General features: G+C 74.1%; 18 protein-coding genes and 1 pseudogene. 9 read left to right on the forward strand and 10 right to left on the reverse strand.

Annotated features, from left to right (window positions below; translation table 11 throughout):
* Positions 1-8: 8 nt before the first annotated feature.
* The 5 genes from AB0E98_RS00900 to AB0E98_RS00920 are packed head-to-tail and all read right to left on the reverse strand — an operon-like array spanning position 9 to position 5,677.
* Positions 9-839, reverse strand: coding sequence for an ECF transporter S component (locus tag AB0E98_RS00900; protein ID WP_361697148.1), 831 nt, complete (start codon positions 837-839; stop codon positions 9-11).
* On the reverse strand, positions 836-2,452 hold the full coding sequence (locus AB0E98_RS00905) for an ATP-binding cassette domain-containing protein (protein ID WP_361697150.1): 1,617 nt from the start codon (positions 2,450-2,452) through the stop codon (positions 836-838). Before AB0E98_RS00905 ends, AB0E98_RS00900 begins: the two co-directional genes overlap by 4 nt.
* Positions 2,449-3,714, reverse strand: coding sequence for an energy-coupling factor transporter transmembrane component T (locus tag AB0E98_RS00910; RefSeq protein WP_361697152.1), 1,266 nt, complete (start codon positions 3,712-3,714; stop codon positions 2,449-2,451). The genes AB0E98_RS00905 and AB0E98_RS00910 overlap by 4 nt, the downstream gene beginning before the upstream one ends.
* 29 nt (positions 3,715-3,743) lie before the next feature.
* Complete coding sequence (locus AB0E98_RS00915; protein ID WP_361697154.1) at positions 3,744-4,415, reverse strand: SCO2322 family protein; 672 nt, start codon at positions 4,413-4,415, stop codon at positions 3,744-3,746.
* A complete protein-coding gene (locus AB0E98_RS00920) occupies positions 4,412-5,677 on the reverse strand; it encodes a prenyltransferase/squalene oxidase repeat-containing protein (protein ID WP_361697156.1) in 1,266 nt (421 codons plus the stop codon). Before AB0E98_RS00920 ends, AB0E98_RS00915 begins: the two co-directional genes overlap by 4 nt.
* Positions 5,678-5,998: 321 nt before the next feature.
* On the opposite strand from AB0E98_RS00920, the gene AB0E98_RS00925 reads away from it, so the two are divergent.
* Together AB0E98_RS00925 and AB0E98_RS00930 are read left to right on the forward strand one after the other, a co-directional pair.
* Positions 5,999-7,468 carry an aldehyde dehydrogenase gene (locus AB0E98_RS00925; protein ID WP_361697158.1) on the forward strand — a complete coding sequence of 490 codons (1,470 nt, stop codon included), beginning with the start codon at positions 5,999-6,001 and terminating at the stop codon, positions 7,466-7,468.
* Entirely contained in the window at positions 7,461-7,694 is a 234-nt protein-coding gene (locus tag AB0E98_RS00930; protein ID WP_361697160.1) for a ferredoxin, read from the forward strand. Before AB0E98_RS00925 ends, AB0E98_RS00930 begins: the two co-directional genes overlap by 8 nt.
* Before the next feature lie 42 nt (positions 7,695-7,736).
* Here AB0E98_RS00930 and AB0E98_RS00935 read toward each other — a convergent pair whose 3' ends face one another.
* The 3 genes from AB0E98_RS00935 to AB0E98_RS00945 all read right to left on the reverse strand — a co-directional run bounded on the left by AB0E98_RS00935 (position 7,737) and on the right by AB0E98_RS00945 (position 9,546).
* Positions 7,737-7,931, reverse strand: coding sequence for a hypothetical protein (locus AB0E98_RS00935; protein WP_361697162.1), 195 nt, complete (start codon positions 7,929-7,931; stop codon positions 7,737-7,739).
* Between the two features lie 518 nt (positions 7,932-8,449).
* Positions 8,450-8,668 (reverse strand): DUF397 domain-containing protein, encoded by a 219-nt coding sequence (locus tag AB0E98_RS00940; RefSeq protein ID WP_361697164.1) that lies wholly within the window; start codon positions 8,666-8,668, stop codon positions 8,450-8,452.
* A complete protein-coding gene (locus tag AB0E98_RS00945; protein ID WP_361697166.1) occupies positions 8,665-9,546 on the reverse strand; it encodes a helix-turn-helix transcriptional regulator in 882 nt (293 codons plus the stop codon). The genes AB0E98_RS00940 and AB0E98_RS00945 overlap by 4 nt, the downstream gene beginning before the upstream one ends.
* Positions 9,547-9,879: 333 nt before the next feature.
* On the opposite strand from AB0E98_RS00945, the gene AB0E98_RS00950 reads away from it, so the two are divergent.
* From AB0E98_RS00950 to AB0E98_RS00975, 6 genes and pseudogenes are all read left to right on the forward strand, one after another.
* Positions 9,880-10,050 (forward strand): hypothetical protein, encoded by a 171-nt coding sequence (locus AB0E98_RS00950; RefSeq protein ID WP_361697168.1) that lies wholly within the window; start codon positions 9,880-9,882, stop codon positions 10,048-10,050.
* An 86-nt stretch (positions 10,051-10,136) separates the two neighbouring features.
* A complete protein-coding gene (locus AB0E98_RS00955) occupies positions 10,137-10,388 on the forward strand; it encodes a hypothetical protein (protein ID WP_361697170.1) in 252 nt (83 codons plus the stop codon).
* A 478-nt stretch (positions 10,389-10,866) separates the two neighbouring features.
* Positions 10,867-13,536, forward strand: a complete 2,670-nt coding sequence (gene lanKC, locus AB0E98_RS00960) for a class III lanthionine synthetase LanKC (RefSeq protein ID WP_361697172.1) — start codon at positions 10,867-10,869, stop codon at positions 13,534-13,536.
* A 67-nt stretch (positions 13,537-13,603) separates the two neighbouring features.
* A complete protein-coding gene (locus tag AB0E98_RS00965; RefSeq protein ID WP_361697174.1) occupies positions 13,604-13,729 on the forward strand; it encodes a SapB/AmfS family lanthipeptide in 126 nt (41 codons plus the stop codon).
* A gap of 92 nt (positions 13,730-13,821) precedes the next feature.
* Entirely contained in the window at positions 13,822-15,525 is a 1,704-nt protein-coding gene (locus AB0E98_RS00970) for an ABC transporter ATP-binding protein (protein WP_361697176.1), read from the forward strand.
* A 651-nt stretch (positions 15,526-16,176) separates the two neighbouring features.
* Positions 16,177-17,247: pseudogene (locus tag AB0E98_RS00975) on the forward strand (ABC transporter ATP-binding protein); the annotation flags it as partial.
* A 231-nt stretch (positions 17,248-17,478) separates the two neighbouring features.
* On the opposite strand, the gene AB0E98_RS00980 reads toward AB0E98_RS00975, so the two are convergent.
* Together AB0E98_RS00980 and AB0E98_RS00985 are read right to left on the reverse strand one after the other, a co-directional pair.
* Positions 17,479-18,261, reverse strand: coding sequence for a DNA-binding response regulator (locus AB0E98_RS00980; protein WP_361697178.1), 783 nt, complete (start codon positions 18,259-18,261; stop codon positions 17,479-17,481).
* A gap of 164 nt (positions 18,262-18,425) precedes the next feature.
* Positions 18,426-19,055, reverse strand: a complete 630-nt coding sequence (locus AB0E98_RS00985; protein ID WP_361698100.1) for a TetR family transcriptional regulator — start codon at positions 19,053-19,055, stop codon at positions 18,426-18,428.
* Between the two features lie 357 nt (positions 19,056-19,412).
* Between AB0E98_RS00985 and AB0E98_RS00990 the strand changes: the two genes are divergently transcribed.
* Positions 19,413-20,672, forward strand: coding sequence for a glycosyltransferase family 4 protein (locus tag AB0E98_RS00990; RefSeq protein WP_361698102.1), 1,260 nt, complete (start codon positions 19,413-19,415; stop codon positions 20,670-20,672).
* Positions 20,673-20,755: the final 83 nt, after the last annotated feature.

A 20,755-nucleotide genomic window follows, 5' to 3' on the forward strand; every position in this document is an offset into this window, starting at 1 on the left:
GCCGATGCTTATGCGTCCTCGAACGTCGTCGGTGCGTCGAAGGCCGCGCGGCGGGTGGCCCGGCGCAGGGCCTTGAGCACGGTCGGGCCGAGCGTGAGCGAGGCGACCACGGTCACCAGGGCCCGGGGCAGGTCCCAGCCCAGGGACGTCGCCAGACAGTAGGCGAGGAAACGGGAGAGGTTATCCGCCGGCGGGTCGCCCGGGACGAAGGAGACGCCCGAGACGAGGGAGCCGATGAACGGCCAGCCCTGAAGGTTCATCACCGTCCCGTAGCCGACGGACGCCACCGCCCCGTACGCCGCCAGCATCACCAGCTCGCGCCGCCCCCGCAGCCGGTCCGGCCCCGGCAGCAGCCCCGCGCCCATGGTCACCCACCCCATGGCCAGCATCTGGAACGGCATCCACGGCCCGACCCCGCCGGTCAGCAGGGCGGAGGCGAACATCGACAGGGAGCCCAGGACGAACCCGAAGCCGGGCCCCAGCACCCGCCCGGACAGCACCATCAGGAAGAACATCGGCTCGATGCCGGCCGTCCCCGCGCCCAGCGGCCGCAGCGCGGCCCCGGCCGCCGCGAGGACGCCGAGCATCGCGACGGCCTTGGCGTCCAGCCCGGTGTCGGCGATCGTCGCCATGACCACGGCGAGCAGCAGCGGCAGCAGGGCGGCGAACAGCCAGGGGGCGTCCTGCGAGTGGGCCAGGCCGGAGGCCGAGCCGGCGAGCAGGGGCCAGCCGAAGGCGGCCACGCCGATGGCGCTGATCAGCGCCAGGGCGGTGACGGAGCGCCATCCGAGGCGGATGGCCCGCGCCTGGCGGGTGGCTCGCGCCTCGTGGCCGCTCACGCCGCCCCCAGGGCGTCACGGACCTGCGGCACCGTCAGCCACGGCTGCGGTGCCAGGACCTTCGCGACCTGCGGGGCGAAGGCCGGGGAGGAGACCACGACCTCCGCCGTCGGGCCGTCCGCGACGATCTCGCCCTCCGCGAGGATCACCACCCGGTGCGCCAGCTCCGCCGCGAGCTCCACGTCGTGGGTGGCCAGCACGATGGCGTGGCCCTGGGCGGCCGGCCCGCGCAGGATCTCCACCAGCCGGGCCTTGGCCGCGTAGTCCAGGCCGCGCGTCGGCTCGTCCAGGAGCAGCAGCGGCGGCCGTGCCGTGAGCACCACGGCGAGCGCGAGCGCCAGCCGCTGGCCCTCGGACAGATCGCGGGGGTGGGTGCCGTCCGCCACGTCCGGGAGCAGCCCGGACACCAGCGCCCGGCAGGTGCCGGGGTCGGCCTGCGCGTCGTGGTCGGCGGCCGCGCACTCCGCGGCGACCGTGTCCGCGTACAGCAGGTCGCGCGGCTCCTGCGGGACGAGGCCCACGTGCCGCAGCAGTTCGCGGGGGCTCGTGCGCCGCGGCTCGACGCCGCCCACGCGTACGGCGCCCCGGTCGGGTACGTGCATGCCGACGAGCGTGCGCAGGAGCGTGGACTTGCCCGCGCCGTTGCGGCCCATCAGGGCGACGGTCTCGCCGGCGCGGACGGACAGTTCGACGTCGCGCAGGGCGGTGACGTGGTCGTGGCGGACGGACAGGCCGGTGATGGACGCGGCGTCCGTTGCCGCCGTCGCCTTGGGGGCCTGAGGGACCGGCGGGGTGAGCGGGGCGAGCCGTTCCCGCAGGGACGCGGCCTTGCGCCGGGCGTCGCGCACGGACAGCGGCGGCGGGGACCAGCCGGCGATCCGGCTCAGGGCGACGACGGGCGGGTGGACGGGGGAGACGGCCATGATCTCGGCGGGGTCGCCGACGACGGGGGCCGCGCCGGGGCCGGGCAGCAGGATCACCTGGTCCGCGTACTGCACCACCCGCTCCAGCCGGTGCTCGGCCAGCAGCACGGTGGTGCCCAGGTCGTGCACCAGGCGCTGGAGGACGGCCAGCACCTCCTCGGCGGCGGCCGGGTCCAGCGCGGACGTCGGCTCGTCCAGGACCAGCACCTTCGGGTGGGCGGTCAGCACCGAACCGATCGCGACGCGCTGCCGCTGGCCGCCGGAGAGGGTGGCGATGGGCCGGTCGCGCAGGCCGGCCAGGCCCAGCAGGTCCAGGGTCTCCTCGACGCGGCGGCGCATGGTGGCGGGCGGGACGCCGAGGGACTCCATGCCGTAGGCGAGCTCGTCCTCGACGGTGTCGGTCACGAAGTGCGCCAGCGGGTCCTGGCCCACGGTGCCGACGACGTCGGCGAGTTCACGGGGCCGGTGGGTACGGGTGTCCCGCCCGGCGACGGTGACCCTGCCGCGCAGGGTCCCGCCGGTGAAGTGCGGGACGAGCCCGCTCACGGTGCCGAGCAGCGTCGACTTGCCGACGCCGGAGGGGCCGACGAGAAGGCACAACTCGCCTTCCGGGACGGTGAGGTCGATGCCGGAGAGGGTGGGGTGGTCGGTGCCGTCGTAGGAGACCGAGACGTTCTCGAAACGGATCACTTGGGGGTCTCCTCGGGGGTGGGGGTCCGGGGGCTCGCCCCCGGTTCCGGGAAGGTGGGGGCACCTCCCAGCGGTAGCTGGGGGAGGGGCTGGGGCTCCCCCTCCGCCGCGGCGGCGAGCAACCCTTCTCCGCCGGTCCGGCGGCGCCCATCCGTCGTCGCCCCCTCGCGGGAGGCGACACCCGGCGCGGGGGCCACAAACGCCGGCAGCAATCCCACCAGCACCGACACCGCCGGCCACACCGGCAACTCCGGCGCAGCCAGCGGCACCGCCGGCGGGTGGAGGGCGGCCGGCGCGTAGTCGCCCGCCCAGATCATCAGGGCCGCCACCGCCGTACCCGAAGCGGAGACCAGCCAGGCGCGGGCGCCCCAGCGGTCGGGGCGGTAGCGGGTGCGGACCGAGCGGCGGCCGCCGAGCCACAGGCCCGCGAGGGCCGCGGCCAGGCCCGCGACCAGCACGGGCGCCCCGTAGCCCGCACCGGTGTCGGCCAGCAGCCCGTACGTACCGGCGCACACGCCGAGCAGCCCGCCCAGGGTGAGCGCGCTCGTCGTGCGGCGCACGGCGGGCGGGACCTGGGCGGTACGGCCGTACCCCCGGGCGTCCATCGCGGCGGCCAGCGCCACCGACCGCTCCAGCGCGCCCTCCAGCACCGGCAGCCCCACCTGGAGCAGGGCCTTGAGCCCCCGGTCCGGGCGGCCGCGCAACCGGCGCGCGGCGCGCAGCCGCTGGACGTCCGCGACGAGGTTGGGCGCGAAGGTCATGGCGACGACCACCGCCACCCCGGCCTCGTAGAGCGCGCCCGGCAGGGACTTCAGCAGCCGCGCCGGGTTGGCGAGGGCGTTCGCGGCGCCCACGCAGATCAGCAGGGTGGCCAGCTTCATGCCGTCGGTGAGCGCGAAGAGCAGCCCCTCGGCGGTCACCCGGCCACCGATCCGCACCCCGCGCGCCCACTCCGGGAGCGGAATCTCCGGAAGGGTGAGGACCGTGTGCGTTCCGGGGATGGGCGAGCCCAGGATCACCGCGAAGACCAGCCGGATGACGATCACGGCCAGCCCGAGCTTGAAGAACGCCCCGTACGAACGGGCCCACGGCGCGTCCGTACGGCGGGCGGCGACGACGTACCCGGCGACGCCGGTCAGCAGGGCGAGCAGCAGCGGGTTGGTGGTGCGCGAGGCGGCCGTGGCCAGGCCCAGCGCCCACAGCCACCACGCACCGGCGTGCAGCGCGGAGGAACGGTTCGCCACGGTCGTCGTCCGGGTCATTCGCGCCATCCGCGCCCGCGTCATCCGCGTCATCCGCGACGACGCCGCCGGGTCTGCCACACGGCCGCCGCGCCGAGCACGGCAACGGCCGCGATGCCGCCGATCAGACCGGCGGAGGGCCCACTGTCGCCAGTGTCGCCCTTGTCGTCGGCGGCCTTCGGCTCCGTCGCCTTCGTCGGCTTCCCCGCGTCCACCTTCTCGCCGCACCCCGACTTCGGGTATCCGGCGATCGCGCACAGCAGGGCGCCGGAGTCGTACCGCAGCGGCTTGGCGACCGCCGCCAGCGCGTCGGCCGCGCTGCCGTCGGCGCCGACCTTCGCGCACGCCGAACGGGCGGCGGGCGGCGTCTCGCCGGCGGGGCCGTCGGCGGGCGTGCCGAAGTCGAGGACGACGGCGACGCGCTTGCCGCCGTCCTCGGCGGGCGTGCCGGCGCAGACCGCCGCGAAGTCGGCGGCGCCGCGCGGCTTGGCCGCGTCGGCGGAGTCCTTGCTGACGGCGAAGCGGAAGCCGACCACGGAGCCGTCGGCCGGGCGCAGCGTGGCCGGGCCCTGGGTCGCGTACGTCCAGCTCCCACCGGCTGTCGGTGACTGCCAGAAGGACCAGTACCGGTAGCCGTCCGCGTGCGCGGGGGCCGCGCCGAGCACGGCGGCCGCGCCGACGAGCAGGGAGACGAACAGGCCCCTGGCCCGGCCCGCCGTCACGGCTGGTTCTTCTTCTTGCGGCCGCTGATCAGGAAGCCGATGCCGACGCTGGCGACGAAGAACACGGCGACGTACCACCAGGCGCCGAAGCCGCCGCCGTCGTCCTTCTTCTCGTCCTTCTTCTCCGCGGAGGCGGAGGACGCGGGCTCCGGCTTGGGGCCGGTCTCGTTCAGCGCCGCCACCAGGTCGGTGCCGCCGAAGGAGCGCGGGTCGCTGCCCGCCGCGTGCGCGGCCAGGACGAGCTTGGCGAGGCGGCCGGGGTTGCCCTTGGCCCACTCGGCGGTCTTGCTGTCGGCGGACTCCAGCCACTTCAGCGGCTTGCGGGCGGCCTCCAGGTGCCCGCCCGCCGCGAGGGCGAGGGCGGCGTCGGCGGTCGCGCCGGTGTCCGGGCCCTCGGGGGCGCCGGGCATGGACGACTTGAGGTGGTCGCCGCCCGCGTCGAGCTTCTTCACCAGGTAGCCGGCGACGGCCTCGGCCGCGTTCCACTGGGCCGCGTCGGCGCCGTCACCGCAGGCGGCGGGCTTGACGGGCCGGTCGGCGCCCTTGGCGGCGGGCACGAGGAAGCCCTTGCCGAGGGCGGCCGTGGCGGCGGCGGCCGAGGCGAGGTCGTTGGCGGGCAGCTCGCCGTTCTGCGGCATGTAGCCGAAGGCGCCCGCCTGGTCCTCCTTCTTCTCCTGGCAGCGGATCTGGAAGGAGAGCAGCGCGTCGTAGGGGGTCTTGCCGCCCTTGGCGGCGGCCTTCGCCGGGTCCTGGCCGACGGCGGCGAAGGCACCGATGGCGATGGCGGTGGAGTTGGCGTCGCTGGGGTTGCCGGGGCCCATGCCCCAGCCGCCGTCGGCGTTCTGGTGGGCCTTGAGCCAGTCCAGGCCCTTGGTGACGACCTGGGCCCGGCCGCCGACGGCCGCCAGGCCCTGGACGGCGGCCGCGGTCGCGTCGGTGAACTCGCCCGCCTTGGCGTCGCACGGCGCGCCCGTGTCGGCCCGGAAGCCGGCGAAGCCGCCGTCGGCGCACTGCTGGCCGGCCAGCCAGTTCACGGCCCGCTCGGCCGGGGCGACCCCCGCCGCGTTCTGGGCGAGGAATGCCAGCGACTGCCGGAAGACACCGTCGAACTTCGGATCGCCCGTGCCGTAGAGCCCGGGGGCGGCAGGGGAGGGCGAGGTGCCGTCGGCGAAGGCGGCGGGAGCCGCGGCCGTGCCCAGGACGGCCGCGGTGGCCAGGGCCACGGCGCCGCGGCGCGCGAGGACGGCGAAGGAGGTGGCCATGAAAGCGGTGCCTCTCGGTGGATGACGGTGTCGGGCGGCCCCGCCGGGACGGCCCCTGCCGGGGCAGGACGTCGCCGACGTGTCGCTTTGGTGGGGGGCTGAACACTTTATCCGGCCCTCACCGGGCCCTTGCTACCGCCATGGGCGGCCGCCCCCGGCCGCCGCCAGGGTCGCGTATGCGTTCGGAATCCCGTGGCGACTTCCCTTGCCCTCCCCAAGCGGAACTGCTATCTGAGCTGATGCAGCGTCAGATGCGATCGTGTCCTTCGATTGTGTCCTTCGATCGCGTCCTGTGTTCGGTCCGGTCCGGGAGGCCCCGCCATGAGCGACATCGTCGAGTACGGACAGCTCTACATCGGTGGCCGCTGGGCCGAGCCAGCCGCCGGGCCCGGCGGGGCGGCCATCGAGGTCGTGTCGCCCCACACCGAGGCCGTCATCGGGCGCGTCCCCCACGCCGGGCGCATCGATGTGGACCGGGCCGTCGCGGCAGCGCGGAGCTCCTTCGACTCCGGCGTGTGGTCAGGGCTGCCGCTGGCGGAACGGATCGCCGTCGTCACCCGGATCAAGGACGGCATAGCCGCCCGCCACGAGGAGCTCGCCCGGCTGATCTCCGCGCAGAACGGCTCCCCCTACTCCTGGAGCGTCCTCGCGCAGGCGCTCGGCGCGGTGCTGGTCTGGGACAGCGCCATCGCCATCGCCCGGGACTTCCCCCACGAGGAGCGGCGCGCCGGCGCACTGGGCCCGCTGCTGGTGCGGCGGGAGCCGGTGGGCGTCGTGGCGGCCGTGGTGCCCTGGAACGTGCCGCAGTTCGTGGCGGCGGCCAAGCTCGCCCCCGCCCTGCTGGCCGGCTGCTCGGTGGTGCTCAAGCCCGCGCCGGAGACGCCCCTGGACGCGTACGTCCTCGCCGGGATCGCCGACGAGGCGGGGCTGCCGGAAGGCGTGCTGTCCATCCTCCCCGGGGGCCGGGAGACCGGTGAGTACCTCGTCGGCCACCCCGGCGTCGACAAGGTCTCCTTCACCGGCTCCGTCGCGGCCGGCAAGCGCGTCATGGAGGTCGCCTCCCGCAACCTCACCCGGGTCACCCTGGAGCTGGGCGGCAAGTCCGCCGCGATCGTCCTGCCGGACGCCGACCTGGACACCGCCGTCGCCGGGATCGTGCCCAGCGCCTGGATGAACAACGGCCAGGCCTGCGTCGCCCAGACCCGCGTCCTCGCTCCCCGCTCCCACTACGCCGAGCTCGCCGAACGCCTCGCGGCGGCGGCCACCGCGCTGGTCGTCGGCGACCCGCTCGACCCCGCCACCCAGATCGGCCCGCTGGTCGCGCGCCGCCAGCGCGAGCGGTCGCTCGACTACATCGAGAGCGGACGGCGCGACGGCGCGACCGTCCTGGCCGGCGGCGGCCGCCCCGCCGGGCTCCCGACGGGCTGGTACGTCGAGCCGACCCTCTTCGGCGACGTCACCAACGGCATGCGCGTCGCCCGCGAGGAGATCTTCGGTCCCGTCGTCTGCCTGCTGCCCTACGACGACACGGAGGAGGCGATCGCCATCGCCGACGACTCCGACTACGGGCTCTCCGGCAGCGTCTGGACCGGCGACCTCGAACGCGGCCTGGACGTCGCCCGCCGGGTGCGCACGGGCACGTACTCCGTGAACACCTTCAGCCTCGACCTGTTCGGCCCGTTCGGCGGCTACAAGGACTCCGGGCTGGGGAGGGAAGGCGGGCCCGAAGGCTACGCCGAGTACCTGGAGCAGAAGACGATCCATCTGCCGAAGGGAGCGGGCGGTGGGTGACCTTCCCTGGCGGGTGACCGTCGACCGGACGCGGTGCGTCGGCTCGGGTCTGTGCGCGGGCGTCGCGCCGGGTGCCTTCCGGCTGGACGAGCGCCGTCGCTCCCATCCGGTGGAGGGGGCGACGGCGCCGTCCGAGGCGGTGCTGGAGGCGGCGGAAGGGTGCCCGGTGGAGGCGATCACGATCCGCGGGCGGACGGGGGAGACGCTGTTCCCGCCGGAGGAATAGCGAACTGCCGCCCAGGGCCTGGCCGGGCGGTGTTCTTGGGGTTCAGGTCTTCTCGACCGCGGTCGCGCGTCCGCCGTCCTTGACTGCGTATTTGACCTTGTCCCCTTCGTGCAAAGTCATTCTGTCGCCGGGGTTCGTCAGGTCATTCGAGGAAAAGTTCAGCTTGCTGCCTCCGCTGTCCCGGATGAACCCCTGGCCCGGCCCCGGGTACCAGTCCTCAACTTCGCCTGTAGCCATGGTTCCGTCTCCTTCGTTCGATCGAGGATGTCTGGAAGCCCCGGTTACGAGCCGTGGGCTCGCTGCCATCGAACCCGAACTCATGTGCGTCGGCGATCGCTGTGGGCCGAATGGGTGTCACCTGTTCGGCCCACAGTAATCGCCGCGGTGCGTGAGTTCGGGTTCGATTGCGGCAGGGCCCCGACTCGTGACCGGGGCCTTACGGCATCGTCGAGCGAAGGAGACGCAGCCATGTCCACAGGCAAGGTCCAGGAGTGGAGTTCGAAGTCGGGCGTAGGCAGCATCCAGGACGATACGGGTGGCAAGCCCATGACATTTTCCCATGATGACCTCCGTAATCCCGCTGACCGTGCGAAGTTGCATCAAGGGGACAAGGTCGGATTCAGGACCCTCGGAGACGGATACGCGGTCGACGTTCACAAGACCTGAAGCCTTTGACCTGTCCGGCGGGTCTTGTCCCGCCGGACGCCCCCGGCAACGGCCACCGGCAGCCCGGTGGCCGTTGCCGGCCGCAGCGCTTAGAGGGTGTCGTTGATGACGCCCGCGCGGAAGGCGTTCCATTCATCGGCGGTGTAGCGCAGGTCGGGGCGGTCGGGGTTCTTCGAGTCGCGGACGGCGACGCCTCCGCCGGGGAGGTCGGTTATCTCGACGCAGTGTTCGTTCGTGTTGCTGGCAGGGGACTTGCGCCAGCTCGCACCGGTGAGGTCTATCGCGTAGAGGTCTTCTTTGTGGTTCACAGGTAGTCCTTTTCCAGGGTGGTCTTGATGAGCTCCCGGGAGTCCTCCACGGGAAGCGCGGTCGCGACGGACCGCTCGAATGCGCCCTCGAAGATCGCGACGTCCTCGGTCCCCTCCACAAAGTAGCCGCCCATCAAGTTCTCGGTGAGGACGACGGTCGGCCATGGGGAGGGGAAGCGGATGACTTCGAAGATGCCCATCGTTCCGGGGTTCGGCGGAATATGCAGCGGCATGACCTGGATGGTGACGTTCGAAAGGTCGCTCATGTCTAGCAGGTGCCGGAGCTGCTCACGCATCACGAGTGGATTGCCGATGAACCGCTGGTGCAGAACGGATTCGTGAATGACCGCCCAGAACGTCAGAGGCGGTCGCCCACCGGCCCGGTTCGCCGTCAGGACGGACTGGCGGCCTTTACGGATCTCGGCGAGGGCGTTCACCCCGTCCTGGTCCCGCCAGAACGAACACGCTCCGATGAGCTGCCGGGCGTATGCCCCGGTCTGTAGCAGGCCGGGGATGACGGTAGGGGTGCACAGGCGAACGGACTCCGCGTCGGACTCCTGCGAGAGGTAGTCCTTGTAGCCCTCGATAGCGATGTCGCCGTAAGTCGCCCACCAGCCTTTCTTGCCCGCGTCTCTTGCCAGTCCCTCGATCGCCGCGAGGATGTCCGGCGCGTCCACCCCGTAGACGCCGAGCAGCTGCGACGCCTCGGCCGGGCGGATGTGGGCCTTGGCGTTCTCGATTCTCGAGAGCTTGCTGTTGTCCCACCTCATGGCGGTCGATGCCTGGTCGAGGCTCATACCGGCTTCGCGGCGGTAGCGCCGGAGGGCCTCGCCGAGACGGCGCCTGCGGAGCGTGGGGACCAGCTGCACTGTCGGCATTCTGCTGTTTCACCTTTCGTTCGGCCGCTGAGGTCGCTTGTGGGTGCGAGCACCCCGCCATGGGGTGCTTGGCCGGTCAATGAGGTGCGGGTAAGGGGAAGTTGGGGTGCTCGCATTGCGTCCACGGGTGCAGTGTTCCGCGACCCGGGTATGCAAGTCGATAGAACACATGTTTTTTCCTTGGGAGTTGGACTTCCAATGTTGCGACCTGCCTATTTGGGCGGGCATGCTGCATGAGTCGAGGTGATGCGCGTCACGCAAGCGCTCACCCGGTCATTTCCGCGCGCGGTGATCCGCCGCGCTCACCCGCATCCGCTCATATGGAGCTGCCCCATGCCCCACTTCCCCGGCACCGCCATGTGCCCGCCCCTTCCGCCCCTGGAGCGGCCGACGCTTCAGCAGCGGCTCAAGGCCCGGCACCCGCTCCTCGTGGAACCGCCGGAGGCCGACGCGTCGCCGGACGAGGGCGATGACGAGAAGCCGCACGCCGGAGGCGATTCATGAAGGGGCTCGTCGGACTGGTCCGCCGCCTTCTGCGCCTGGCGGGTCGCGGAGGGCGCGCAGGGGAAGCGATCCGCCATGAGCGAGCCTTGCCGGAGCCGGACCTGGCGGTCCGCCCCCGGCTCTTTCCCGGCCTGCCCGCCGCACCCCCCGTACCCCACACCAGCGGCCCGCTCGCCTGGCCGACCCGGGAGGAGTGCGGTGTCTGCGCCCGTTACCGGAGCGCCGTCGGGCAGGCGGAGGTGCACGGCCACTCCGGGCACGCGGCCTCGTACCGCAGCGCGTGGGCGCGGCACTGCGTGGAGATCCCTCACAAGGGCCCGGCTGCCGCCTCGGCGTAAGACAGCGCGATCCTCCGCGAGAAGGGCCCCAAAAGCCCCACCGGGGGGAGGGTTTCGCTGCCACGCGCAGTCCTGAGGGCGGTGGGGCGGGAGAGGTGTACCCAAAGCCCGCCTCCACCGGGCCCCGAGCCGCGCAGCGGTGAGACGCGCTTCGCGCGGCCTTCCGGCCGCCCGGCCGGAAGGGCCCTCGCCCCGCCCCGCCCCGCCCCGGGCCGGGCCATGGCAGCCGGTCGACGCGGCCTCGGCGTACACCCCACGCGCCCGGCGGATTCCGGACAGCCGCGGAGCGGCGGCGCACGGCGCGCGCCCCCGGAGCGGGCCGCGCCGGAGCGGGCCCCGCCACCCGGGCTGACCTGTGTTCGCCCTGGTCCGTACATATGTTTACGCATGCGTTCCGCACAGCACGTTCATGACAGATGCGACTGTCCCGGCCCCCCGTGGCGTGGAAATCTCTTCCCGTCGCAGCTGAGGGGGGCCGATGGAAAAGCGGTACGAGGTCTACTGCCTGGCCGACAGGCACTTCTACGAGATCCCGGACCGGCTGTCCCGCCCGGCGGGAGGCCGGGCCGAGGACGCTCTGTTCGAAACCTCCCGGCGTCCCGTGCCCGAGGGCTGGACGAGCGGCCGCAACGGCGACTGGCTCCACCTCGCGCCCCTCGGCGCGGGCGGCGATCCGCTCCCCGGGCAGCCCGCGCAGGGCTGGAAGATCCATGTGTCGGCCACGGCCGACGGCGCCGACAAGACCGCCGCCGACGTCTGGGACTACTGCGTCCCCCGCGGCATCCCGTTCAAGTTCGTCCCCGCGCCCCATCTGCTGCATCTCCGCAACAACAAGTACGCGCCCCGGGACGCCAGCGGAAAGTTCGTCACGATCTACCCCGCCGACGAGGAGAGCCTGCGCACCGTCCTCACCGGGCTGGAGGAGATCCTCGGCGGCCGCCCGGGCCCGTACATCCTCACCGATCTGCGCTGGCACGACGGGCCGCTGTACGTGCGCTACGGCGCGTTCGCCCGCCGCTACTGCGTCGACGCGCGCGGCAGCCTCGTCCCCGCGATCGAGGACGCGGACGGCACGCTCGTCCCCGACCCGCGCGACCCCGCCTTCCAGGTGCCCGCCTGGGTGACCCTGCCCGCGTTCCTGGAGCCCCACCTGGCCGCCCGCAACGCGACCACCGTCGCCGACCTGCCCTACCGCATCGAGAAGGCCCTGCACTTCTCCAACGGCGGCGGCGTCTACCGGGGCACCGACACCCGCGACGGCTCGCAGGTCGTCCTCAAGGAGGCCCGCCCGCACGCCGGGCTCGCCGCCGACGGCGCCGACGCCATCACCCGGCTGGAGCGCGAGAAGGACGCCCTCGACCGGCTCGCCGGCCTCGGCGTCGCCCCCGGCGTCCGCGACTGGCTCACCATCGGCGAACACCGCTTCCTCGTCATGGATTTCATCGAGGGCCGCCCCCTCAACTCCTTCTTCGGCGAACGCCACCCACTGCTCGCCGCCGACCCCGACCCGGTGGCCGTCGCCGGCTACACCGACTGGGCACTGCGGATCCACCGGGCCGTGGAACGGGCCGTCGCGGCCGTCCACGACCGGGGCGTGGTCTTCAACGACCTCCACATGTTCAACATCATGGTCGGGCCCGACGAGGAGTCCGTCACCCTGATCGACTTCGAGGCCGCCGCGCCCGCCGCCGAGGGCGGCCGGCAGATCGTCGCCCACCCCGGCTTCTTCGCCCCGCCGGACCGCACCGGCACCGACGTCGACCGCTACGCCCTCGCCTGCCTGCGGATCGCGCTGTTCCTGCCCGTCACCACGCTCTTCGTCATCGACCGGGCCAAGGCCGCGCACCTCGCCGACATCATCGCCGAGCACTTCCCCGCCGTACCGAGGGAGTTCCTCGACGAGGCCGTCGCCGAGATCACGAGGGAAGCGCTGGATGCCGCTCCGTCCGGTCCCGCCTTCGCCGGGCCCGTGTCCGCCGGGTCCGTACCGGCCGCGCCCGCCGTCCTCCCCGCCACGGACGACTGGCCCGCCGCCCGTGACTCCATGGTCCGCGCCATCCTCGCCTCCGCCACCCCCGAGCGCGACGACCGGCTCTTCCCCGGGGACATCGCCCAGTTCTCCGAGGGCGGCGGCCTCGGCCTCGCCCACGGCGCCGCCGGCGTCCTGTACGCCCTCGCCGAGACCGGCGCCGACCGCTACGAGCAGGGCGAACGCTGGCTGCTCGCGCACACCGACCCCGGTGCGACGCCGCCCGGCACCCCGCTCGGCCTCTACGACGGACTCGCGGGCGTCGCCCACGCCCTCGACCGCCTCGGCCACACCCAGCGCGCCCTCGACCTCACCGCCACCCTCCTCGGCGAGAAGTGGCAGAAGCTCACCTCCGCCCTGCGCGGCGGGCTCGCCGGCATCGGCCTCCACCTCGACCACCTCGCCCGCACCACCGGCGAGCGGCACTTCCACGAACGGGCGGTGGAGGCGGCGCAATTGCTCGCCGACCGGCTCGCCGAGAGGCTCTCCGCCGACGACGGGAAGCAGCGCGCCGGACTGATGCGCGGCGCCACGGGCTCCGCCCTGCTCTTCCTCCGGCTCTACGAACGCACCGGCGCCCCCGCCCTCCTCGACCTCGCCGGCACGGCCCTGCGCGCCGACCTCGCGCGCTGCGTCCGCACGGCCAACGGTGCCCTCGACGTGAACGAGGGCTGGCGGACCATGCCCTACCTCGGCGACGGCAGCGTCGGCATCGGCGCCGTCCTGGACGACTACCTCGCCCACGTCCCCGACCCGGACGAGGACCTCGCCGAGGCCCGCGCCGCCATCCTCACCGCCGCCCGGTCCCGCTTCTACGCCCACCCCGGCCTCTTCCAGGGCCGCGCCGGAATGATCTGGCACCTCGGCCGCACCACCGCGCCGGGCGCCGCTCCGGCGGACCTCGCGGCGCAGGTGGCCGCCCTGGGCTGGTACGGCATCCCCTACCAGGGCGAACTGGCCTTCCCCGGCAGCCAGATGATGCGGCTGTCGATGGACCTCGCGACGGGTACTGCGGGCTGTCTGCTCGCGCTCGGGTCCGTCCGGGGCGTGGCCCGTCTGCCCTTCCTCCCGCCCCCGAAGGGGCCCAAGAGCCGGCTCCGCCTCGTCGTGGAGTCGTGACCAACCGCTCCACCGGTTCCATCTGTTCCAACCGTTCAGTTCCGTCCCCATGAAAGGAATCAGAACCATGGCGCTTCTCGACCTTCAGAGCATGGAGTCCGACAGCCACGGCGGCGGCCACGGCGATGGCGGGAACAGCACGGTGAGCCTGCTCTCGTGCATCAGCACGGCCAGCGTGCTGCTGTGCCTGTGACCCACGCTCGCGGGTGACCGCTCAGGGTGGGCCCTCCCCGCCAGGGGAGGGCCCACCCGGCCTGTTGGCCGGACCACGGATGCGAGGACCGCATGACCCTGACGTCCGTCCCACGCGATGGCGGCGACCGCCTCCTCCTCGCCGCGATCCGCGCCGCCGCGCCCCGTACGGCCGCCCTCGTCCTGATCGCCGTCGCGAGCACGGGCGCGGCCCTGCTGCTGCCCGCCGTGCTCGGGCACACCCTCGACCTGCTGCTGGCGAAACGAGAAGGCACCCGCTGGGTCCTCCTCTGCGCCGCCCTCGTCTGCGTCCCCGCCGCCCTCGACGCGCTCGGCGAGTACCTCACCGCCACCACCACCGCCCGCACCACCGCCCGGCTGCGCCGCACCGCGCTGGGCCACGCCCTCGCGGCGGGCCCCCGGGCCACGGCCCGGATGACGCCGGGCGACCTCGTCGCCCGTCTCGTCGGCAACGCCGCCCAGGCCGGCACGGCGCCCGCGACCGTTGCCGGTACCGTCACCGCCGTCGTCGGCCCGATCGGCGGCATCGCCGCGCTCGCCCTCCTCGACCCGTGGCTCGCCCTGGTGTTCCTCGCGGGCGCGCCGCTGCTCGCGCTGCTGCTACGGGCGTTCACCCGCGCCTCCACCGACAGCCTCGCCGGCTACCAGCGGCTGCAGGGCGAGCTCGCCGGGCGGCTGATGGAGGCCGTCGGCGGCGCCCGGACCATCGCCGCCGCCGGTACGGCCGCCCGCGAACGGGACCGCGTCCTCGAACCCCTCCCCGGCCTGTCCCGCCACGGCCACCGCATGTGGCGGGTGCAGGGCCGCTCCTCCGCCCAGGCGACGGCCCTGGTGCCGCTGCTCCAGATCGCCGTCCTCGCCGTCGCCGGACTGGAGCTGTCGCGGGGCGGGCTGAGCGTCGGCGACCTGCTGGCGGCCTCCCGCTACGCGGTCCTCGCGACGGGCGTCGGCATGCTCGTCGGGCACCTGGGGGCGCTGGTCCACGGCCGTACCGCCGCGCGCCGCCTGGCCGAGGTCCACGCCCTGCCGCCGACCGTCCACGGAACCCGGCGGCTGCCCGCCGACGGCGACGGCACGCTCCGGCTGCGCGGCGTGGGCGCCGAGCGCGGCGGGCGGGCGGTACTGCGCGGGGTGGACCTCGTCGTACCGGGCGGCTCGACGACGGCCGTCGTCGGCCTCTCCGGCACGGGCAAGTCCGTCCTCGCCGAACTGGCCGGGCGCCTCGCCGACCCCGACGCGGGCGAGATCACCCTCGACGGCGTCCCGTTGCGCGAGCTCGCCCACGACGAACTGCGCCGCCAGGTCGGCTACGCCTTCGCCCGGCCCGCGCTGCTCGGCGGCACGATCGGCGGGACGCTCGCCTTCGGCTCTTTCGCGCCCCCGCCCGAGGCCGTCGTCCACGCCGCCCGCGCGGCGTGCGCGGACGACTTCGTACGGCGGCTGCCCGACGGCTACGACACGGCGTGCGCGGCCGCCCCCCTCTCCGGGGGCGAGGCCCAACGCCTCGGCCTCGCCCGCGCCTTCGCCCACGCGGGCCGGCTGCTGATCCTGGACGACGCCACGTCGAGCCTCGACTCGGTCACGGAGTCGAGGGTGAGCGACGCGCTGCTCCACGCCGTCGCCGCCCGTACACGACTGATCGTCGCCCACCGGGTCGCGACGGCGGAACGAGCCGACTGCGTCGCCTGGCTGGACGGGGGGCGGGTGCGGGCGGTCGGGACGCACGCGGAGCTGTGGCGGCTGCCGGGGTACCGGGTGGTGTTCGGTGCGCGGTAGCCGGCCACCCGTGGTGGGGCCCCAACCCCGCCCTTTCACCGTTTCCTGGTGGGCAAGCCCCCAGCCCCCCGAGGCGGGCGAGGGGCTTCGCCCCCGCCCGGGCAGGGCCCCGGGCAGGGCGCAGCCCCTGCCCCTGCCCGGGCGAGCAGGGCTCGGCCCGGGGCGGAGCCCTCGGGCCCCCGGGGGCTGGGGCCTCACCCCAGGAAACGGTGAAAGGGCGGGACCGGGGCCCAATCCCGCCGCCACGGCGCGCAACCGAATCGGAGGTACCCGGCGGTGCCGAACCATCCCCTCCTGACCCACCTGTCACAGCAGCGCAGCGTCCTCGTCACCCTCGCCGCCTGGTCCGCCGTAGAGGCCGCCCACACCCTCACCACCGGCTACGCCCTCGCCCGCGCCCTCGACACCGGCTTCCTGGCCGGCCGTCCGGCCACCGGCCTGGCCTGGCTCGCGGCCGCCGCGGTCGCCGTCGTCGTCGGCGCCTACGGCACCGGGCGCACCTTCCGGGGCGTGGCCGCGCTCGTGGAGCCCTTCCGGGACGCGCTCGTCCGCCGCGTCGTGACCCGCGCCCTGGGCGACGGCGACGCCGCCGCCGTCTCGCGGCTCACCCACCAAGTGGAGATCGCCCGCGACACGTTCGCCGGACTCGTGATGGTGACGCGTTCGTTCGTCTTCACGGCCGCCGGAGCCCTGGCGGGCCTGTTCCTGCTGGCGCCCGTCCTCCTCGCCGTCGTCGTACCGCCGCTCCTCCTCGGCCTCGGGCTGTTCCTCGTGACGCTGCGGCCGCTGGCCCGCCGCCAGGAGGCGTTCCTGGTCGCGGACGAGGCGCTGGCGCAGTCGTACGGCGAGGCATCCGCCGCCCTGCGCGACATCGCCGCGGGGGGCGGCGAGGCGCGCGTACGGACGGATACGGGCGCGCTCGTCGACGCCGAGCTGCGCGCCTCGACGGACCTCGCCCGCTGGTCCGTGGCGAGGGCGGCGGCCCTGGCCCTCGCGGGCCGCTTCCCCGTCGTGCCGCTGCTCGTCGCGACGCCCTGGCTGCTGGACCGGGGGGTGACGCCGGGCGCGCTCGTCGGCGCGCTGGCGTATCTGACGCAGTCGCTGCTGCCCGCGCTCCAGAGCCTCATCCACGGGCTGGGCGCGAGCGGTTCACGGCTGGCCGTGGTCGTCCGCAGGCTGACGGCGGGCCCGGTCCCGGCTCCAACCCCGGTCCCGGCCCCGGTCCCCGCGCCCTCCACGGACGACGGCCCCGCCGTCGAGCTGCGCCGCGTCACCTTCGGCTACGGCGCCCACGCCGAGCCCGTCGTCCGCGACCTCGACCTCACCCTCCCGCCCGGCGCGCGGCTGGTCGTCGTCGGGCCGAGCGGCGTGGGCAAGTCCACGCTGGCGGGCCTGATCGCGGGGCTGCTGGAGCCGTCGTCCGGCGAGGTACGGGTGGGCGGCGCCGCGGCGCGCGCCGAGGGGGCGGCGGCGCGGCGCGTGCTCATCCCGCAGGAGGCGTACGTCTTCTCCGGCACCGTCGGCGACAACCTGCGCTATCTGCGCGACGACCCCGTGAGCGAGCGCGAGGTGCTGGCCGCCGTCGAGGCCGTCGGCGCGGACGCGCTCGTGCGGAGGCTGGGCGGGCTGGACGCCCCGGTGACGCCGGACGAGCTCTCGGCGGGGGAGCGGCAACTGATCGCGCTGGTCCGCGCGTACCTCTCGCCGGCCCCCGTGGCGCTGCTGGACGAGGCGGCCTGCCATCTGGACCCCGCCGCCGAGGCGCGCGCCGAGGGCGCCTTCGCGGCGCGCCCCGGCGGCACCCTCGTGGTCGTCGCCCACCGCGCGGGCTCGGCCCGGCGTGCGGATCGCGTGCTGGTCATGGACGGCCCCGGCACGGTCGCCGGTACGCACCGGGAGCTCATGGCGCGTTCGGCGCTGTACCGGGATCTGATGGGCGGTGGACAGCGTTCCTCACACCCAGCCGGCGCCGCGCGAGATGCGGATCGCGTCCACCCGGTTGCGGGCCCCGGTCTTGCGGGTGATGGCGGCCATGTAGTTGCGCACGGTTCCGTTCGACAGGTGGAGGCTGCGCGCGATCTCACCGACGGAGGCGCCCTCGGCGGCGAGTGAGAGCACGCTCAGCTCCCGCCGGGTCAGGGGGATCTCGGCCGCCTGGAGGAAGCCGAAGCCGAGGGTCTCGTCGATGTAGCGCTCGCCCTTCGCGACATGCCGTATGCCCTCGACGAGCCGGTCAGGAGAAGCGTTTTTGCTGAGGTAGCCCAGGGCGCCCGCCTCATAGGCGCGACGCAGTGGGCCGGGCCGCCCGGCGGTCGTCAGCGCCAGCAGCGCGGGCCGGCCGTCGCCGGGCCGGCCGTCGCCGGGCCGGGCGCCCGCGACCCCGTTCGTCCGCCCGGCGGCCCGTTCGGCGCCGCCTTCCGGACATCGTCCCTCCCCCGGCTGGACGCCCCCCGCCCGGACGTCCGTCGGCCGGGCACCTCCAGGCCGGACGTCCGTCGGCCGGAGGCTCACGCACTCGCCCGCGTCCGGGCTGTCCATGTCGGCCACGCACACATCGGGCCGCGTCGTCCGGGCCGCTGTGGCGGCGCCCCGCCAGGAGGTCGAGGACACCTCGAGGTCCGGCTCTCTGCCGAGGAGTGCCGCCAGCGCCATGCGCAGCAGATAGGTGTCGTGTATCAGAAGGACCCGTATCACGGTCTGCCTCTCCCGCTCCGTGTAGCGAAACGCCTCGGACACGTCGGTAAATTCATACCGGCGCGAGCCACCGCTCCGGGTGCAGTTACCCGCTACCCGGGGGGCGTAAGGGCGTAGGAAGCCGACCGGACCCGCCTCAACTGCGAGCGGCATACGCCTGGCGCGACGCTCACCGGCGTTGGCGTCGGGGGTGGCACCGGCGTCGGCTATCGGGCGATGAGCCGGCAGACCGTCTCGATGTCGATCTTCACCTGCGCGATGGACGCCCGCCCCGACAGCCAGGTGATCAGCGCCGAGTGCCAGGTGTGCTCGATGACGCGGACGGCCGACAGCTGGGCCGGGGTGGGTGGGGCCGCCGGGCCCATGGCGTCCAGGATGATCGTGGTGGTCAGCCGGGAGACCGTGTCCACCTCGGCGCTCACCGACCGGTCGGCGAAGGTCAGGGCGCGCACCATGGCGTCGGCCAGATGCGGTTCGCGCTGCATCGCGCGGAACGCCCGCATCAGGGTCTGGGCGACGCGCGCGGCCGGGTCCTCCTCCGTCGGGGGGCGCTCGCGCAGCGTGGTGTGGAGCTGCTCCAGCTGGTCGCGCATGGTGGCGACCAGCAGATGGACCTTGGAGGGGAAGTAGCGGTAGAGCGTGCCGAGGGCGACGCCCGAGGACTCGGCGACCTCCCGCATCTGGACGGCGTCGAAGCCGCCGCGGCTCGCCAGGTGGGTGGTGGCCTGGAGGATCCGGCGGCGCCGGGCGGCCTGACGGGCCGTCAAGGCGGGGGCCCCGGAGCCGTCGGGGGTGGCGGGGGCCGTCGTGGACACGAGGGGCGGCACGGCCGACATGGATTCCGTCGTCCTGGATTCCGTAGTCATATGTCCCGTTTCATCGTGTCGTGCAACACTCCGTCCGGCGGCACCCGGGGGGCCTTGGACGGCACAGCATGACAGGGGTCGGGTCGTGGCGCGAATCACCCGGCGGCGCTCTTTCGGACCCCTGACATCCCGGTAGATTCAAGCTTCTGACGACCCAGTCTGAAACTTGTTCTAGATTAGCGCGACCCGTTACGCTCCGGCGGAACAGCCAGCGAGAAGGAGGCCGGAGTGACCGCTGAGGCCACGGAGGCATCGGTCACGCGAGCCCGCAGCAGCCTCCCGGCCGGGGACGACCCCGCGCGCGGCGAATCGCCGTTGCGCATCGCGATGCTCACCTACAAGGGCAACCCCTTCTGCGGCGGCCAGGGCGTCTACGTCCGTCACCTCTCCCGCGAGCTCGCCCGTCTCGGCCACTCCGTCGAGGTCATCGGCGCCCAGCCCTACCCCGTCCTCGACGAGGGCGTGCCGCTCACCGAGCTCCCCAGCCTCGACCTCTACCGGCAGCCGGACCCCTTCCGCACCCCGCGCCGCGAGGAGTACCGCGACTGGATCGACCTCCTGGAGGTCGGCACCATGTGGGCCGGGCGCTTCCCCGAGCCGCTGACCTTCTCGCTGCGCGCCCGCCGCCATCTCGCGGCCCGCCGAGGCGACTTCGACGTGGTCCACGACAACCAGACCCTCGGCTACGGGCTCCTGGGCGGCCCCGGCGCGCTGGGCGCCCCGCTCGTCACCACCGTCCACCACCCCATCACCGTCGACCGGCAGCTGGAGCTGGACGCCGCGAAGGACTGGAAGCGCCGGGCGTCCGTACGCCGCTGGTACGCGTTCACCCGCATGCAGAAACGTGTCGCCAGGCGGCTGCCGTCCGTGCTCACCGTCTCCGGCTCCTCCCGCCAGGAGATCGTCGACCACCTCGGAGTGCGTCCGGGCCGGGTCCACGTCGTCCACATCGGCGCCGACACCGACCTCTTCTCGCCGGACCCGGCCGTCGCCGAGGTGCCCGGCCGGATCGTCACGACGTCGAGCGCGGACGTCCCGCTCAAGGGCCTGGTCCATCTGATCGAGGCGCTCGCCACGGTCCGTACGCGGCAGCCGGACGCCCACCTGGTCGTCGTCGGCAAGCGCGCCGAGGACGGGCCCGTGGCGGCGGCGATCCGGCGCCACGGCCTGGAGGGCGCCGTCGAGTTCGTCAAGGGCATCACGGACGAGGAGCTCGTCGACCTCGTCCGCTCGGCGCAGGTCGCGTGCGTTCCGTCCCTGTACGAGGGGTTCTCGCTGCCGGCCGCCGAGGCCATGGCCACGGGCACTCCGCTGGTGGCCACGACCGGGGGAGCGATCCCCGAGGTCGCCGGCCCCGACGGCGAGACCTGCCTCGCGGTGCCGCCCGGCGACGCGGGCGCCCTGGCCGCCGGCCTCTCCCGGCTCCTCGACGACGCGGACCTGCGGCGGCGCCTGGGGGCGGCGGGGCGGGAGCGCGTCCTGGCCAAATTCACCTGGCGCCAGGCGGCGATCGGCACGGCCGAGCACTACCGGGAGGCGATCGCGCGGGCCGGGGTGACCGCAGGCCGGCCGGGCACCGCCGGATGACGCCGGTCGGGGGCACCTCTCCCGCCGCAATGGTGCGCAACCACCGTCAACGTGCTCGGCGGTGCCTAACCCACGAGAAAGTG

It is taken from the genome of Streptomyces sp. NPDC037389 (genome assembly GCF_040636475.1).
Lineage (GTDB): Bacteria > Actinomycetota > Actinomycetes > Streptomycetales > Streptomycetaceae > Streptomyces > Streptomyces hesseae.

What these genes read in the sequence shown, in the direction of transcription:
- AB0E98_RS00935 (WP_361697162.1), bottom strand. Translation starts at nt 7,931, where the DNA reads ATGGCTACAGGCGAAGTTGAGGACTGGTACCCGGGGCCGGGCCAGGGG.
- AB0E98_RS00965 (WP_361697174.1), top strand. Translation starts at nt 13,604, where the DNA reads ATGGCGCTTCTCGACCTTCAGAGCATGGAGTCCGACAGCCACGGCGGC.
- AB0E98_RS00990 (WP_361698102.1), top strand. Translation starts at nt 19,413, where the DNA reads ATGCTCACCTACAAGGGCAACCCCTTCTGCGGCGGCCAGGGCGTCTAC.
- AB0E98_RS00945 (WP_361697166.1), bottom strand. Translation starts at nt 9,546, where the DNA reads ATGCCGACAGTGCAGCTGGTCCCCACGCTCCGCAGGCGCCGTCTCGGC.
- AB0E98_RS00950 (WP_361697168.1), top strand. Translation starts at nt 9,880, where the DNA reads ATGCCCCACTTCCCCGGCACCGCCATGTGCCCGCCCCTTCCGCCCCTG.
- lanKC (WP_361697172.1), top strand. Translation starts at nt 10,867, where the DNA reads ATGGAAAAGCGGTACGAGGTCTACTGCCTGGCCGACAGGCACTTCTAC.
- AB0E98_RS00985 (WP_361698100.1), bottom strand. Translation starts at nt 19,055, where the DNA reads ATGTCGGCCGTGCCGCCCCTCGTGTCCACGACGGCCCCCGCCACCCCC.
- AB0E98_RS00910 (WP_361697152.1), bottom strand. Translation starts at nt 3,714, where the DNA reads ATGACCCGGACGACGACCGTGGCGAACCGTTCCTCCGCGCTGCACGCC.
- AB0E98_RS00970 (WP_361697176.1), top strand. Translation starts at nt 13,822, where the DNA reads ATGACCCTGACGTCCGTCCCACGCGATGGCGGCGACCGCCTCCTCCTC.
- AB0E98_RS00920 (WP_361697156.1), bottom strand. Translation starts at nt 5,677, where the DNA reads ATGGCCACCTCCTTCGCCGTCCTCGCGCGCCGCGGCGCCGTGGCCCTG.
- AB0E98_RS00925 (WP_361697158.1), top strand. Translation starts at nt 5,999, where the DNA reads ATGAGCGACATCGTCGAGTACGGACAGCTCTACATCGGTGGCCGCTGG.